Below are 15,624 nucleotides of genomic sequence, written 5' to 3' on the forward strand. Positions count from 1 at the left end.
CCGCGGCGAACCGGGCGGGGCGCAATCTTCTCGAAGAGCCGAAGGATCAGTCTTCGGTCTTCTCGACCGGAGCGGTTTCGGCAACGGCTGCGTCGGCGGCTTCGTCAGCGGCTTCGGAAAGCGCGGCGGACGAGATCTTGATCGTGGCGATCACGAAGTCACGGTCGGTGATGGTGGCTTCCGCGCCCTTGGGCAGCTTGATGTCCGAGATGCGGATGGTGTCGCCGATCTCGGCCTTGGCCAGGTCGACAACCAGTTCTTCCGGGATCTGGTCGGCGCGGACCAGGATCTCGACGGCGTGACGCACGACTTCCAGCGAACCGCCCTGGCGCGAGAACGGCGCTTCGTCGGCGTTCAGGAAGTGAACGGGCACTTCGATCTTGACCGGGGCCTTGGCATCGACGCGCATCAGGTCGAAGTGCAGGGGACGGTCCGACACGGGGTCGAACTGCACGTCCTTGGCGATGACCGGCTGGGTCTCGTCGCCGTACTTCAGGGTCACCAGGTGGCCCAGCAGCTTGCCGGTGTAGAGGGACTTGCGGAAGTCCTTCTCGTTCACCGAAATGGCGACGGGGGCTTGTTCGCCGCCGTACAGGACGCCCGGCACGAAACCGGCGCGACGCGCGGCGCGAGCGCCGCCGGTGCCGACGCCATCGCGGACGTCCACGTTCAGAATGATCTCGGCCATGTGGCTCGCCTCAACAACAACGGAAACGCCGCGCCAACCCTGGGCTCTCGCGGCGGGGGTGATGAACCCTCGAATTCAAGAGCGCGGGCTATTACACGCATCACGCACAGGGCGCAACCGTCAAAGGTCCGCTTAAGCCGCCTGCGCCCGGTCCTTCAGCAGCGAAGCGGGCGCCGCGACGACGCCCAGCAGTTCGGCGGCGTTGAACGGCTTGGCCAGATGGTGGTCGGCCCCGGCCGCGCGCCCGGCCGCCACGTGTTCGGGCATGGCGTTGGCGGTCAGCATGACGATCGGCGTTCGTTTCATCCCCATCGCGGCCTCGTGCAGGCGAATCTCCTGCGTCGCCGTCAGCCCGTCCATGACCGGCATCTGCATGTCCATGAGCACCAGGTCGAACGTGTCGGCCCGGAAGGCCTCCAGCGCCTGGGCGCCGTTCTCTGCGACGACGATCTGGGCGGAAGTTTGGGCGAGAATCAGCTCGATGACGCGGCGGTTGGTCGGATGGTCGTCGGCCACCAGCACCCGTACCGCGCGCTCTTGCTCGACGACGGTGGGCTGATTGATTGCGGGCTCTCCGGCCATCGGTGCTTGGGTCTGCCTCAGCGGCAGGTTCAGGATGAAGGCCGCGCCTCCACCCGGCTCGCTTTCGCAGCCCAGATCGCCGCCCATCATTTCCGCCAGTTGGCGACAGATGGAAAGGCCCAGGCCCGAGCCGCCGAATTTGCGCGTGATGCCGCCATCCGCCTGTTCGAATCGGCTGAACAGTCGGCTGCGCGTCGCGGCGTCGAACCCGATGCCGCTGTCCTCGACGGTAAAGCGCAGGATGGGATTTCCGTCCCGATCCACGGCGCGCTGAACGATCAGTCCGACGAACCCCTGACTGGTGAACTTCACCGCATTGGAAATCAGATTGGTCAGAACCTGTTTCAGACGCACCGCGTCGCCCAGCACCCAGACGTCGTCTTCCAGATCGATATCCACGTGGAAGTCGAGATGCTTCTCGCGCGCATTCTCGGCATAGAGTTGCGCCGCTTCGCGGACCACAGTCGCCAGGTTGAAGGCGTCCTCGGTCAGTTCCAGCTTGCCCGATTCGACCCGGGCCAGATCAAGGATGTCGCTGAGCAGGGTCTGCAGCGTCTTTCCCGAGGCCTGCATCAGATCCAGCATTTCGCGCTGGTCGGCCGTCAGATCGGTCTTGGACAGCGCCTGCGACAGGCCGATCACCCCATTCAGAGGCGTGCGGATTTCGTGGCTCATATTGGCCAGGAACTGGCTCTTGGCGACGTTGGCCGCCTCTGCGGCGTCGCGCGCCTCCGCCAGGGCTTCAGCATTGCGTTTCAGGTCGGTTATGTCGTTGCAGACCGTGACCGTGCCGCCTTCGGAAGTCCGTCGGTCCTGGATGCGCAACCAGCGGCCGCCCGCGAGCTGTTGCTCGCCGTTGGAGGACAACTGCCGCCGCGCCAACATACGCTCGTTCAGCCATTCCTCTTCGCGCCCCAGCGCCTCGGCATAGCGGCCTTCGTCGATCCCGATCCGCAAGGCCTCGCGGAAGGGCAGGCCGACGGCCAGGTGGGGTTCAAGCTCGGGGTTCACCTCGGCATAGCGCGCGTTCCACAGCACCAGCCGATCCTTCGAATCATAGAAGCCCAGCCCGTCGGGCATCGCATCGACAGCCTCTCGAATGCGGCGCAGCGCCGTTGCGCGCGACATATAGGCCATGACGCCCAGCGCGGAGGCGACGCCGCAGATCAGCAGCAGGATGGCGCCCAGCAGCACGCGCATGGCTTCAGTGGAAATACCCTGATCCGTTGAAACGCTGGGGTTAGGGGTGACGGTGATCGCCGCCATGCCGACGAAATGAAGCACGATCACCGTCATTGCGAGGCCAAAAGCCGTGACGACCAGCCTGAGAATCCCTGCGCGACGATAGAAGAAGGCGGTCGTGCATCCGACAGCCATGGCGCCAACGATGGAGGCCGCCACCATGCCGGGGTCCCAGCCTATATGCGCGGGCCCTCTTATGGCGGCCATGCCGAGATAATGCATGGCGCCGACGCCCGCGACGGCGATCACGGCCGCAAGGGCGCGCCAGATGTGCCCCTTGCCCATCATCGTGGAGCCGATCGTCAAGCCGATCATGGCCAGGGCGACGCCCAGCGAAGCCAGTGTCAGAAACAGGTCGTAGCGCACCGGCACGCCGGCGATGAACCCCTGCATAGCCACGAAATGGGTGGCCCATATCGACAGTGCGCCGATGAGCGTCGCCACGAAGACCGCACGTCGGCGTCGAAGAGGGTCGCGCACGCTCATCCGCTGCATGACACGGGTCGAAACGCCCAGACCGATCAGACAGATCAGGGCGGCGAACACAGTGATCCGCCAGTCGTGATCGCGCGTGATGCAAAAGATGATGCGGTCCACGAGGCTTCTCCTTGCGGATACGCTCGCAGAAAATCCTAAAGAAACCGTGCGGCGAAGCTTCTTCAATCAGCAGGCTGTCGGAGCGCCGTCACAAAATCCGTGCAAGGATCGCAAAACGCGTTCCAGAACGAGGTCGCTCCCACTCCATGCCTTACGAAGTCTCGCCATCGCCCGTCGCGCCGGTTTCCACCTCGCGCCTATGGACGGTGGGCGCCAGCATCGGCATCGCCATCGTGGTCCTGCTGATCCTGGCGATCCTGCATCCCGAGCTGGCGAACTGGCTGGTTGGCGGGGCCGTGGTCGTGGCGGCCTCGGCCTGGCTGTTGAACGTGTCGGAAGCGACGGCGTCGACGCCGACCGCAAACGACGGCGCGGCGGCGGAGTCTTCCACGGATGTAGTGACGGGCGACCTGCTGGACCGGGTGTTCGAGGCGCTGGACGACCCGGTGCTGGTCGTCAGCGGGGGCGAGCCGGACGACATCGCCGGCCGGCGCATCGTCATGGCCAATGGCGCGGCGCGCGACCTGCTGCGGATTCAGCGTCAGGGCGCCTTGCTGGTTCAGGTCATTCGTGAGCCCGGCGTGCTGGAGGCGGTGGACGAGGCTCTGTTCGGCGGCACGGCGCGCACCACCGACTATGCGACGGGCGGTCAGAGAGATCGGCGCTGGCGCGCCTGGACCCGGCCCCTGTCGGTCGAGACAAACACGGCGCCGGGCGCGGAGCTGGCCCTGCTGATCCTGCGCGACGAGACCGACGCCCGGCGCACCGAGATGATGCGCGTCGATTTCCTGGCCAACGCCAGCCACGAACTGCGCACGCCGCTGGCCTCGCTGAGCGGCTTCATCGAGACGCTGAAGGGTCATGCCCGCGACGACGTCGCCGCAAGAGACCGGTTCCTCGACATCATGTCGGCCCAGGCGGATCGGATGGGTCGTCTGGTGGCGGACCTGCTGTCGCTCAGCCGCATCGAACTGAACGAACATATCCCGCCCTCGGGCCGGGTCGATCTGGACCGCGCCGCTTCCGATGTGGTGGACGCCATCAGCGTGCTGACGCGCGAAAAAGAGATCGTCATCGCCTTGGACCAGGGGGAGGCGAGGGCGTCGATCAGCGGGGATCGCGACGAGATCCTGCAGGTCGTGCAGAACCTGCTCGACAACGCCGTCAAATATTCGTCACGGAGCGGGACAGTCGAGATTTCGGTCCGTTCGGACCTGTCCTTCGACGAGGCCTGGGCGTCGCGCATGCCCGGCGCGACCCGGCTGCCGCTGGTCACGCCGGACCGTGCATCCGGCATTTCCTATGCCGCCGTGACGGTGCGGGATCATGGACCCGGCATGGCGCGCGAACACCTTCCACGCCTGACCGAGCGCTTTTATCGCGTTGAAGGCCAGAAGAGCGGTGAGCGGCAGGGGACCGGCCTGGGGCTCGCCATCGTCAAGCACATCATCAATCGGCACCAGGGCGGCCTGGTCGTCGAAAGCGCGCCGGGCATGGGCGCGGCCTTCACCGCCTGGTTCCCCCAGCCGGTCGAGCGGCGCTAGAGCCGCAGGGACCGTCGCTGTCACCCAACTGTCATCGACCCGTCGTAATCCGCTGAACATTCGCAGGCAGTAGTCGCGCCGCGTCGGTCCCGATGTTCAGGACCTTCGCCGATTCGCGCACGGCGCTTCGGACTTCTGAATGATCTGGATTTATCTGCTGATCCTCATCGCGCTGAGCGCGGCCGCCTTCGTCGGCGGACGCGAGCTTGCGCGTCGTCGCGCGATCGGCGCCAAACCCCATTCCCGGCCCGGCCAGCACGGCGCCTACGCCCTGATCTGGGTCGCTGCGCCCGCCCTGCTGGTTCTGATCCTGGCTTCGGTCTTCTCTGCGCCGCTTCAGCGTCAGCTGACCGCCGTCGGCACGCCTGACGCCGTCGCGGCTCTGGAACACTTCCGCCGCGACGCCTTCTTCGCCGACGCCCACCGCGTCGGTCGTGGCGAGCCTGCGCTGCAGATCTGGGAGCGCCCGCTGGCCGAACATCTGCCGGTCGAGGCGCGCCGCATGGTCCGTATCGAGCGCACCCTGTCCTGGGGCGGCGGTATCGCCGCCATCCTGGCCGCCATCCTGGGCGGCCTGTTCGCCCTGACCCAGATCAAGCCCCAGACCCGCGCCCGCAATCGGGTCGAGGGCTGGGTCTACGGCGCCCTGTTCGTCTGCTCGGCCATCGCCGTCCTGACCACCCTGGGCATCATCGCCTCCCTGGCCTTCGACAGTTTCCGCTTCTTCCAGACGGTGCCCGTCCTGGATTTCTTGTTCGGCACCCAGTGGAGCCCACAGATCGCCATCCGCGCCGACCAGGTCGGTTCGACCGGCGCCTTCGGGGCCGTGCCCCTGTTCGTCGGCACCCTGCTGATCATGGTGATCGCCATGTGCGTCGCCGCGCCCATCGGCCTGTTTTCGGCGATCTATCTGTCGGAATACGCCGGCCGCACCACCCGCGCCGTGATCAAGCCGCTGCTGGAGATTCTCGCCGGCGTGCCGACCGTCGTCTACGGCTTCTTCGCCGCCCTGACCGTCGGGCCGCTGCTGAGGGTCTTCTTCAACGAGATCGGCCTGTTCCTGGTCGGCGGGCCGCTGCACGATTTGGGCCTCTATCTGTCGCTGGTCCAGAACCAGATGGCCCTGACGGCCGGCGCCGTGATGGGCATCATGCTGATCCCGTTCGTCTCGTCCCTGTCCGACGACATTCTGAACGCCGTGCCTCAGTCTCTGCGCGACGGCTCGTTCGCCATGGGCGCCACCAAGTCCGAGACGGTGAAGCGGGTTCTGCTGCCCGCCGCCTTGCCTGGCATCGCCGGCGCGCTGTTGCTGGCCGTGTCGCGCGCCATTGGCGAGACCATGATCGTGACCATGGCCGCAGGCCTGGCCGCCAACCTGACCTTCAATCCTCTCGACACCGTGACGACCGTCACCGTGCAGATCGTGACCCTTCTGACCGGCGACCAGGAGTTCAACAGCGCCAAGACCCTGTCGGCCTTCGGCCTGGGCCTGACCCTGTTCCTGGTGACCCTGGTGCTGAACATCATCGCCCACCGGATCGTCCAGACCTATCGGGAACAATATGACTGACGCGACCCCCGATCGGATCGACGGCGTGGCCGCCAAGGGGCGGCTGGATCGTCTGCGCGCGGGCCTGAAGCGTCGGCACGCCAAGGAAACCCGTTTCAAATGGTATGGTCGCCTGGCCATCGCCGCCGCCATGCTGTTCCTGGCCGTCCTCCTGGTCCGGATCGTCGAACAGGGCCACACCGCCTTCTACACCCATACCGTGACCGTGCCGGTCTATATGGACCCGGCGCGCGTCGATCGCGCCTATCCCCAAGGCTCCAACTTCGAGCAGTTGGCCGCCGAGCAGCAACTGGCCCGCATGGGCATCCAGGACGACGCGGCTGGAACCAGGGGCGCGCAGATGAAGCGGCTGTTCTCGTCGGAACTGAAGTTCGTCGCCGCCGACCTGGTCTCCAAGCGCAGCGAGGTCATCGGCGAGACCGTGCCCCTGGCCGTGCCCCTGTCCGACGACGCCGACCTGTATCTGAAGGGCGAAATCTCCAGGGATACGCCCGAGGATCAACGCCGCCTGACCGACCAGCAAATCGCCTGGCTGGACCGGATGCAGACCGAGGGCGTCATCGGCTCGCACTTCAACACCGCCTTGTTCACCAACGGCGACTCGACCCAGCCGGAACTGGCGGGCGTGCTGGGCGCCGTAGTCGGCTCGGCCCTGATGCTGATGGTCACGGCCCTGATCGCCATTCCACTGGGCGTCGGCGCCGCCATCTGGCTGGAAGAGTTCGCGCCCAAGAACAAGCTGACCGACATCATCGAGGTCAACATCAACAACCTCGCGGCCGTGCCGTCGATCGTCTACGGCCTCTTGGGGCTGGCCCTGTTCATCAACTGGATGCACCTGCCGCGCGCCAGTCCGATCGTGGGCGGTCTGGTCCTGGCCCTGATGGCGCTTCCGACCCTGGTCATCGCCACACGCTCGGCCCTGAAGGCGGTGCCGCCGTCGATCCGCGAGGCGGCCCTGGCCATGGGCGCGTCCAAGACCCAGACGGTGTTCAGCCACGTCCTGCCGCTGGCCATGCCCGGTGTCATGACCGGCGCCATCATCTCCATGGCCCACGCCCTGGGCGAGACCGCGCCGCTGCTGCTGATCGGCATGGTCAGCTTCGTGCCGGGCGTGCCGGCGGCCATCGACCAGCCGGTCGGGGCGCTGCCTTCGCTGATCTACATCTGGGAGAACGCCTCGGAGCGGGCGTTCCACGAACGCACCGCCGCGGCGATCATCGTCCTGCTGGTCTTCATGATCATCATGAACGCGGCGGCCATCATCCTGAGGCGGCGCTTCGAGCGCCGGTGGTAAGAGAATGAAATTCCGTATTTTCCGCTCCGCCGAAGACCAGTCCGGCGCCGGCCCGGTCGATCCGACCGAGACCCCGCGCATGGGCGGCCAGGTCCTGCCCGAAGCTGCGGCGAAGCCCAAGGCGGACGCCGTCGTGGAGCCCCGCGCCTATGATTCATCGGCCCTGCCTGGTCCGACCGTGATCGACAGCCCTCCCGTGGGGCCGATCAAGATCGCCGCGCGCGACGTCTCGGTCTTCTATGAAGGCAAGCAGGCGCTGTACGACGTCTCGCTGGATATCCCGGACAAGACCGTCACGGCTCTGATCGGCCCGTCGGGTTGCGGCAAGTCGACCTTCCTGCGGACGATGAACCGCATGAACGACACCATCGCCGGGGCCAAGGTCACCGGTCGGATCGCGATGGACGACGAGGACATCAACGACCGTTCCATCGACCCGGTGCTGCTGCGCGCCCGCGTCGGCATGGTGTTCCAGCGCCCGAACCCCTTCCCGAAGTCGATCTACGAAAACGTCGCCTACGGCCCGAAAATCCATGGCCTGGTCTCGTCCAAGGCCGAGATGGACGATGTGGTCGAAAAGGCGCTGAAGCGCGCCGGCCTGTGGGAAGAGGTCGCCGACCGCCTGCAATCGTCGGCCATGGGTCTGTCGGGCGGTCAGCAGCAGCGTCTGGTCATCGCCCGCGCCATCGCCGTGAACCCTGAAGTGATCCTGATGGACGAGCCCTGCTCGGCCCTGGACCCCATCGCCACGGCGCGGATCGAGGAACTGATCGACGAACTGCGCGAGCGGTTCTGCATCGTCATCGTCACCCACTCGATGGCCCAGGCCGCGCGGGTGTCGCAACGCACCGCCTTCTTCCACATGGGCCGTCTGGTCGAGACCGGGGATACGGAAGACATCTTCCAGAATCCGCGCGAACGGCGCACGCTCGACTATATCACGGGACGCTTCGGCTAATCCGATGAACCAGCACACGGTCAAGGCCTACGGCGACGAGCTGAACCAGATCACGGCCGAGGTCGCCCGCATGGGCGGCCTCGCCGAGGCCCAGGTCGCGGACGCCATCGATTCCGTCGCCCGGCGCGATATCGCCCTTGCCCGCGCGGTGGTCGAGCGCGACCTGAAGCTCGACGCCCTGCACCGGGATATCGAGAAGAAGGCCATTCGCCTGATCGCCCTGCGCCAGCCGGTCGCCAGCGACCTGCGCCGCACCCTGGGCGCCATGAAGATCGCCACCGATCTGGAACGCACCGGCGACCTGGCCAAGAACATCGCCAAGCGCGCGCTGATCCTGGCCGAGGGCGAACCGATGCAGCCCCTGACCCGCTCGATCGAGCGGATGGGCCGGCTGGTTTCCACCCGCCTGCGCGACGTGCTGGACGCCTACACCGCCTCCGAATTGGATCGCGCCGTCGCCGTCTGGCAGACCGACGACGAGGTTGACGAGCATTACAACGCCCTGTTCCGCGAACTGCTGACCTACATGATGGGCGATCCGCGCACGATCGGCGCCTGCACCCATCTGCTGTTCATGGCCAAGAACCTGGAACGGATCGGCGACCACGCGACCAATATCGCCGAGACCGTCCACTACGAGATCACGGGCGAAGACATCGTGGGCGAACGCCCGCGGGCCCAGCCCACGGCCGAGGACTCCGATCCGACGCCGAACCTTTCGACGCCCCACCTTCCGACGCACTGAGCCGAGACCGGAGACACGACGTGCAGCCCTATATCCTTGTGATGGAAGACGAGGACGCGCTGGCGACCCTTCTTCAGTACAACCTCGAAAAGGAAGGCTACGACGTCGCCGTCGCCGCCGACGGCGAGGAAGGCATGCTCCAGATCGACGAGCGTCTGCCTGATCTGGTTCTGCTGGACTGGATGCTGCCCAAACTGTCGGGCATCGAGGTCTGCCGCCGCATCCGGGGCAAGGCCGAGACGCGCAACCTGCCGATCATCATGTTGACGGCGCGCGGCGAGGAGAGCGACCGGGTTCGGGGCCTGGACACCGGCGCCGACGACTATCTGACCAAGCCCTTTTCGATGGTCGAGCTGATCGCGCGCATCCGCGCCGTCCTGCGTCGCATCCGTCCCGGCCTGGCCGACGACCGCCTGAACCACGGCGACATCATCATCGACCGCGTTTCGCACCGTGTGAAGCGTTCGGGCCAGGAAGTGCACCTGGGCCCGACCGAGTTCCGCCTGCTGGACCACTTCATGCAGCATCCGGGTCGGGTGTTCAGCCGCGAACAGCTGCTCGACGCCGTCTGGGGCTCGGACGTCTATGTCGAGGCCCGCACCGTCGACGTCCACGTCGGACGCCTACGCAAGGCCCTGGCCATCGCCGACGAAAGCGCCAACCCGATCCGCACGGTCCGTTCGGCGGGCTATTCGCTGGATCTGGAAGGCTGAGACAAAAAGGGCGGCTCTCGGAGCCGCCCTTTCCAATTCAGATCTGCTCGGCGACCACTTCGTCGGGGTCCAGCGCATAGACCGTGGCGCAGTATTCGCAGGTGACGCGGATCTTGCCGTCATCTTCCAGCATCTCGGTGCGCTCGGCCGGGTCGAACGAGGCCAGGACAGAAGCGATGCGGCCGCGAGAACAACGACAAACGGCTGTCAGTTCGCGCGCGCCCTCCAACCGAACGCCGTCCTCGTGGAACAGGCGGAACAGCAGGGTCTCGGGCGAGATGGTCGGGTCGACCAGTTCGTCGTCGCCCAGGGTCCCGAACAGGGCGCGGGTGCGGTCCCAGACCTCTTCGGTCGAGCCGCGTGCGTCGTCGCCGGCGATGATCTGGATCATCGCCCCGCCGGCCCGCCATTGCGAGCCCGTCTCGGTCTGCACCTGACCGACGGCCAGCCGCACCTTGGTCGGCACCTGTTCGGACTGCTGGAAGTAATGCTCGGCCGCCAGCGACAGGCTCTCGCCCTCGATCGGCGTGATCCCCTGAGTGCGTTCGAAGTCGGGGCCGCGGTCCAGCGTCATGATGAAGACGCCCTGGCCCAGCAACGATCGGGCGCCGGGACGCGCAAACCCGCTAGACGCTTCGGCGACCTCGGCCTCGTCGTAGCGGCAATAGCCGCGCAAGGACCCGTCGGTGCCATAGTCGGCGACCACATAGCGTACCGGCCCATCGCCCTGGGCCTGAACCAGCAGGCGGCCTTCGAACTTCAGGCTGGAGCCGATCAGGGCCGCCAGGGCGCAGGCCTCGCCCAGCAGGGCGGCGACCGGCTCGGGATAGGCGTGGGCAGCCAGGATCTTGTCGATGGTCGCTCCCAGGCGGACCAGACGTCCGCGCACGGGCCAGCCCTCGATCTGGAAGGCGGCGGCCAGATCGTCGGAAACGGGGGGGGGAGGCGCGTGATCGGTCACGGCGAGGTCCTTTGGCGACGTCATTTCGGGATCGCGGCTATTTAGGCGCCCGAAGGCCCGATGATAAGGGCCCGATGATAAGGGTTGTCTGTTCCGACGCGGGGAGGCGGTCTGCGCGGTGATTTCTTCAGCGTCGCCGATACGACGGAACCGTTTCCAGCGCAGTTCGCTCTTTTGGCTCAAGCGGAGCCGTCGCTCTGCCCATCACCACGCCAATCACTGAAGAGGTTCTGCCGATGATCCGCGATATCGATCCGATCGAAGAGATTCGCAAACATCCCGGCATCACCGCCGGCAGCCTTGCCGCCATCGTCCTGGGCGCGGTCGCGGTCGTCTATCTGACGCAACGCAGCGGCCCGACTCGCTATCAGCGCATCAAGACCCGCATCGACCCGCGCGGATGGGTGGATACGTCGGAACTGCGCGATCGCTTCCATGACGCCGTCGACGCCTTCCGCCACCGGGCCGAAGATGCGGGAGAGCGTGCCGGAGAACTGTCGCGCGACGCACGCCATCGCGCCGCCGACGTCGCCTACGATGCGCGCGACCGCGCCGATGAATGGTTCCGTTCGGCCCGCAAGGGCTCAAAAAAGGTGTTGAAGAAGCAGGGGAAGACGGCGCGCCGTTACGCCGATGACGCCGGCGCCTATGCTCGCGATCATGCGCGCGAAGGCGGGGCGATTCTGGCCGTCGCCACCATCGCCGCCGCCATCGGCGCAGCGGTTCTGGAAAGCCGTCGTCCTGACAGCCGCGTGCGCCGCATCGTTCGCTTCTGATATTTTCTTGCCGCCTGCCGTGTGAAAATCGCGACGGGCGGCAAGGTTTAAGCGCAACTGAGCCCAATCATCAGCACGGCTTGGCTTTGCCGCAAGCGCGAAGGCCGCTAAGACGCCGGCCATGAGCGCGCGCCCCACCCTGATCTTCGACTTCGATTCGACCCTGGTCGATTTCGAGACCCTTGAGGCCCTGGCCGACATCGCCTTGGCCGATGCGCCGGGCGCGGCTGAAACACGGGCGCAGATTGCAAGCCTGACCGATCAGGCCATGGCCGGAGAGCTGGAGTTCGGCGAGGCTTTGCGCCGTCGTCTGGCCCTGCTGCCCCTGACGCGCGCCCATGTTGCGGCGCTGGCGCAGACGGCATCGGATCATCTGACGGCGTCCGTTCGCCGCAACCTGAACTTCTTCCAGCAGAACAAGGGCAAGGTCGTCATCCTCTCTGGCGGCTTCCGCGAGGTGATCGCGCCGGTCGCCGAGGAACTGGGCGTCTCGCCCGACCGCATCCTGTGCAACGATCTGGTCTATGACGCGGACGACCGCGTGATCGGCGTGGATGACGCCAATCCCCTGTCGCACGCCAACGGCAAGCCGGCCGCCATTCACGCCCTGAACCTGTCGGGCCGGGTGGTCATGATCGGCGACGGCTGGAACGACGCCGAGGTCAAGATCGCCGGCGCCGCCGACGCCTTCTACGCCTTCACCGAGGTGGTGCGCCGCGCGCCGGTGGTTCAGGTCGCCGACGCCGAGGCCGCCTCGCTTGACGAGGTGCTGCACGCCGAGGGTCTGGTCGGCCGCTGGTCCTTCCCGCGCAGCCGCATGAAGATGCTGCTGCTGGAAAACATCCACCCCGCCGCCGTCGAACGACTGGAGGAGGCGGGCTATTCGGTCGAGACGCAAAAGGGCGCGCTGGACGAGGACGACCTGATCGCCGCGATCAAGGGTGTCCATGTGCTGGGCATCCGCTCAAAGACCACGGTCAGCCGCCGGGTGCTGGAGGAGGCCGACCGGCTGATGGCCGTCGCCGCCTTCTGCATCGGCACCAACCAGATCGATCTGGACGCGGCGTCCGATCACGGGGTGGCGGTGTTCAACGCCCCCTATTCGAACACCCGCTCGGTCGTCGAATTGGCCATCGGCCTGATGATCGTCCTGATGCGCGACGTCGCGGACAAGTCGGCGGCCATGCATGTCGGCAAATGGAACAAGTCTGCCACGGGCTCCAAGGAACTGCGCGGCAAGACCCTGGGCATCGTCGGCTATGGCGCCATCGGCAGCCAGTTGTCGGTCCTGGCCGAGAACCTGGGCATGCGGGTGCTGTTCTACGACCTGTCGGAACGGCTGGCTCTGGGCAATGCGCGGCGGATGCGTTCGCTGGACGCCCTGCTGGGCGAAAGCGACGTGGTCACCCTGCATGTCGATGGGCGCAAGGACAACGCCAACATCTTCGGCGCGGCCCAGTTCGCCAGGATGAAGGAAGGCGCGCTGTTCCTGAACCTGTCGCGCGGCCATGTGGTGGACGTCGGCGCCCTGTCCCAGGCCATGGGCTCGGGCCGGGTCGCGGGGGCCGCCGTGGACGTCTTCCCGGAAGAGCCGCGCACCAACGCCGATCCGTTCGAAAGCCCGTTGCAGGGCTTGCCCAACATGATCCTGACGCCCCACATCGGCGGCTCGACCGAGGAGGCGCAGGAAGCCATCGCCGAGTTCGCAGCCGAACGGTTGCTGGGCTATTTGAACCGGGGCGACACCACCTTCAGTGTCAACCTGCCGAACGTGCAGTTGGCCGAGGTGTCAGGCACGCACCGCATCCTGCACATTCACAGGAACCAGCCGGGCGTCCTGGCCGAACTGAACCGGGCGCTGGCGTCGGCGGGTCTGAATATCCTCGGCCAACACCTGAAGACGGACGAGCGCACCGGCTATGTCATCACCGACGTGGACCGCGACTACGATCCCGAAGCCTTGCGCGAACTCAAGATGGTGCCGGGCACGTTGAAGTTCCGCACTTTGCAGTAGGCGTTCGATTTTCCTCCGAAGGCTGACGTTGCGGCATCTTGCGCTCTGCGCCAACTGGCGCATCCTCTCCTCCAACGGCCGCGAACCATGACGGCTGCGGGAGGATTGATATGTCACGCTATCTCACCGGCGGCGCCGTCGCCGTTCTGGCGCTCGCCGCCTGCGCCTTTGCAGGCTCGGCCTCGGCCCAGACCTACAACCGTCTCGTCGTCTTCGGCGACAGCCTCAGCGACAACGGCAATCTCTATCTGATCTCGGGCGGGACCCAGCCGCCCTCGCCGCCATATTTCCAGGGCCGGTTCTCCAGCGGGCCGGTGTTCACCGAACTGCTCGGCTTTAACGCCGCCAACTTCAATGGCTCGGTGGCGGGCAGCATCAACTACGCCTTCGGCGGGTCTCGCACCGACGCCACGGCCGGCGTGCCGTTCGGCATGTTGAACCAACTGGCGCGCTACACCGCCTCCGGCGGCACATTCAGCTCGACCGATCTGGTCAGCGTCCTGGGCGGCGCCAACGACATCTTCCAGGGTCTGCCCGCCGCCGGCGCCTCGGCCAGCCCGGTCGCCGCCATCACGCCGGTCGCGACCACGGCCGCCGCCAACGTCAACAGCCTGGTCAACAGCGTCGCCGGCGCCGGGGCGGGGACCATCCTGGTCACCAACCTGCCCAAGCTCAGCCTGACGCCGCAGTTCCGTAGCACGCCGGCCGCGCCTCTGGCCGACTATGCCGTCACGACCTTCAACACCGCCCTCCAGACAGGCCTCTTCACCACTGCGGGCGCACGACCGGGCAGCAACATCATCCTGATGGACCTGTTCAAGGTCAGCGATACCTTGGCCGCCAATCCGGGTCAGTTCGGTGTGACCAACGTCACCCAAGCCTGCTTCAACGGTGTCACGGTCTGCGCCAACCCCGACAGCTATTTCTACTTCGACGGCGTCCATCCCACGGCGACGGGGCATCGGATCCTCGCCCAACTGGCGACCGACTACCTCTACTACGGCGATATCGGCGCCCAATCGACGCTGCAGGGCGAGACGACCTATCGTCACCGCGAAGATGCGCTGGACGCCGCCAGCGAGGCCCTGTCGGGCCGTGAAGCCTGGGAGGCCGGAGTGTCGATCACCACGGCGGCCCTGATCGACAGCGTCGATACCGACGCACGCGGCTCGGTCACCGAATCTTCCAGCGATGGCTGGGGCGGGCGGATCGCGCTGGAGGCAGGGCCTTCGGCCAACTGGCGTTTCGGCCTGGCCGGCACGGCCCGCAATACCGACGTCGAAAGCCAGGCTCTGAACTTCAACGTCGAAAGCTTCGGCCTGGACGTCTATGGCGGTTGGCGCTCGGGCGATGTCTTCGTCAATGCGGCGGTCGGCGTGGCGCGCGACAATATCGACGACATCGAACGCCTGACCAGCCTGGCGCCCATCGTCCACACCGCCGACGCGCGGGCGTTCAGCACCGGCGCGCGCCTGCAGGGCGGGATGTGGTTCGACATGGGCGGCATCGCCCTGTCGCCGCGGGCGGCCCTGGCCTATGTCTCCAGCGACGTGGACGGCTATTATGAGCAGGGCGTCGCGGCCCAGTATCAGTATGGCGACCGCACGGTGAAGGCCCTGACCGGCGAGGTCGCCCTGCGCGCCGAGGCCGAAATGGGCCGGTTCGGCGTGTTCGCCGAGGGCGGCTATCGTGACGCGCTGGACGACAGTTCCGACCCGGTGCGCGTGGGCATCTTCAACAACCCGGCCCAGGTGTTGTCGCGCGAGATCGACGATCCGTTCGGCGGTCAGTTCCTGGCGTCTGCGGGCGTCGAGGGTTCGGTCGGCCCGGTCAAGGTGACGGTCGGATATCGCGGCCGCTTCGGCGACCACGCCGACAGCCACATGGGCGGTATTCAGCTCAAACTGCCGCTCTAAACCCGAGGGGGCGAGAAGGGG

Annotated in this window: 12 protein-coding genes; 9 read left to right on the forward strand and 3 right to left on the reverse strand. The window is 66.5% G+C overall.

Annotated features, from left to right (window positions below):
• Positions 1-46: 46 nt before the first annotated feature.
• Both ACP69V_RS04000 and ACP69V_RS04005 read right to left on the reverse strand, forming a co-directional pair.
• Positions 47-688, reverse strand: coding sequence for a 50S ribosomal protein L25/general stress protein Ctc (locus ACP69V_RS04000; RefSeq protein ID WP_426022744.1), 642 nt, complete (start codon positions 686-688; stop codon positions 47-49).
• 132 nt (positions 689-820) lie between these two features.
• Complete coding sequence (locus ACP69V_RS04005; protein ID WP_426022745.1) at positions 821-3,109, reverse strand: response regulator; 2,289 nt, start codon at positions 3,107-3,109, stop codon at positions 821-823.
• Between the two features lie 146 nt (positions 3,110-3,255).
• Here ACP69V_RS04005 and ACP69V_RS04010 point away from each other — a divergent pair, with 146 nt between their 5' ends.
• The 6 genes from ACP69V_RS04010 (at position 3,256) to phoB (ending at position 9,936) form a co-directional block, all read left to right on the forward strand.
• Positions 3,256-4,653: an ATP-binding protein gene (locus ACP69V_RS04010; RefSeq protein WP_426022746.1), complete on the forward strand. Its 1,398-nt coding sequence runs from the start codon at positions 3,256-3,258 to the stop codon at positions 4,651-4,653.
• Positions 4,654-4,792: 139 nt separating this feature from the next.
• Positions 4,793-6,223, forward strand: a complete 1,431-nt coding sequence (gene pstC, locus ACP69V_RS04015) for a phosphate ABC transporter permease subunit PstC (protein ID WP_426022747.1) — start codon at positions 4,793-4,795, stop codon at positions 6,221-6,223.
• Positions 6,216-7,520 (forward strand): phosphate ABC transporter permease PstA, encoded by a 1,305-nt coding sequence (gene pstA, locus ACP69V_RS04020; RefSeq protein WP_426022748.1) that lies wholly within the window; start codon positions 6,216-6,218, stop codon positions 7,518-7,520. The genes pstC and pstA overlap by 8 nt, the downstream gene beginning before the upstream one ends.
• A gap of 4 nt (positions 7,521-7,524) precedes the next feature.
• A complete protein-coding gene (gene pstB / locus ACP69V_RS04025) occupies positions 7,525-8,478 on the forward strand; it encodes a phosphate ABC transporter ATP-binding protein PstB (protein WP_426022749.1) in 954 nt (317 codons plus the stop codon).
• 4 nt (positions 8,479-8,482) lie between these two features.
• Positions 8,483-9,223 carry a phosphate signaling complex protein PhoU gene (phoU, locus tag ACP69V_RS04030; RefSeq protein ID WP_159845323.1) on the forward strand — a complete coding sequence of 247 codons (741 nt, stop codon included), beginning with the start codon at positions 8,483-8,485 and terminating at the stop codon, positions 9,221-9,223.
• A 20-nt stretch (positions 9,224-9,243) separates the two neighbouring features.
• A complete protein-coding gene (phoB, locus tag ACP69V_RS04035; RefSeq protein WP_135195153.1) occupies positions 9,244-9,936 on the forward strand; it encodes a phosphate regulon transcriptional regulator PhoB in 693 nt (230 codons plus the stop codon).
• 37 nt (positions 9,937-9,973) lie between these two features.
• On the opposite strand, the gene ACP69V_RS04040 is transcribed toward phoB, so the two are convergent.
• Complete coding sequence (locus tag ACP69V_RS04040) at positions 9,974-10,897, reverse strand: Hsp33 family molecular chaperone (RefSeq protein ID WP_426022750.1); 924 nt, start codon at positions 10,895-10,897, stop codon at positions 9,974-9,976.
• Positions 10,898-11,133: 236 nt separating this feature from the next.
• Here ACP69V_RS04040 and ACP69V_RS04045 point away from each other — a divergent pair, with 236 nt between their 5' ends.
• The 3 genes from ACP69V_RS04045 (at position 11,134) to ACP69V_RS04055 (ending at position 15,603) form a co-directional block, all read left to right on the forward strand.
• Positions 11,134-11,673, forward strand: a complete 540-nt coding sequence (locus ACP69V_RS04045; RefSeq protein ID WP_426022751.1) for a hypothetical protein — start codon at positions 11,134-11,136, stop codon at positions 11,671-11,673.
• 121 nt (positions 11,674-11,794) lie between these two features.
• Positions 11,795-13,687: a phosphoglycerate dehydrogenase gene (gene serA, locus ACP69V_RS04050; protein WP_426022752.1), complete on the forward strand. Its 1,893-nt coding sequence runs from the start codon at positions 11,795-11,797 to the stop codon at positions 13,685-13,687.
• Between the two features lie 110 nt (positions 13,688-13,797).
• Positions 13,798-15,603 (forward strand): autotransporter domain-containing protein, encoded by a 1,806-nt coding sequence (locus tag ACP69V_RS04055; RefSeq protein ID WP_426022753.1) that lies wholly within the window; start codon positions 13,798-13,800, stop codon positions 15,601-15,603.
• The last annotated feature ends 21 nt before the right edge of the window (positions 15,604-15,624 follow it).

Source organism: Brevundimonas sp. PWP3-1b1, assembly GCF_049896065.1.
GTDB lineage: Bacteria > Pseudomonadota > Alphaproteobacteria > Caulobacterales > Caulobacteraceae > Brevundimonas > Brevundimonas intermedia_B.

Coding starts and splice junctions, on each gene's coding strand:
- ACP69V_RS04000 (WP_426022744.1), bottom strand. CDS start 688: ATGGCCGAGATCATTCTGAACGTGGACGTCCGCGATGGCGTCGGCACC.
- pstB (WP_426022749.1), top strand. CDS start 7,525: ATGAAATTCCGTATTTTCCGCTCCGCCGAAGACCAGTCCGGCGCCGGC.
- ACP69V_RS04055 (WP_426022753.1), top strand. CDS start 13,798: ATGTCACGCTATCTCACCGGCGGCGCCGTCGCCGTTCTGGCGCTCGCC.
- pstA (WP_426022748.1), top strand. CDS start 6,216: ATGACTGACGCGACCCCCGATCGGATCGACGGCGTGGCCGCCAAGGGG.
- phoU (WP_159845323.1), top strand. CDS start 8,483: ATGAACCAGCACACGGTCAAGGCCTACGGCGACGAGCTGAACCAGATC.
- serA (WP_426022752.1), top strand. CDS start 11,795: ATGAGCGCGCGCCCCACCCTGATCTTCGACTTCGATTCGACCCTGGTC.
- ACP69V_RS04010 (WP_426022746.1), top strand. CDS start 3,256: ATGCCTTACGAAGTCTCGCCATCGCCCGTCGCGCCGGTTTCCACCTCG.
- ACP69V_RS04045 (WP_426022751.1), top strand. CDS start 11,134: ATGATCCGCGATATCGATCCGATCGAAGAGATTCGCAAACATCCCGGC.
- pstC (WP_426022747.1), top strand. CDS start 4,793: ATGATCTGGATTTATCTGCTGATCCTCATCGCGCTGAGCGCGGCCGCC.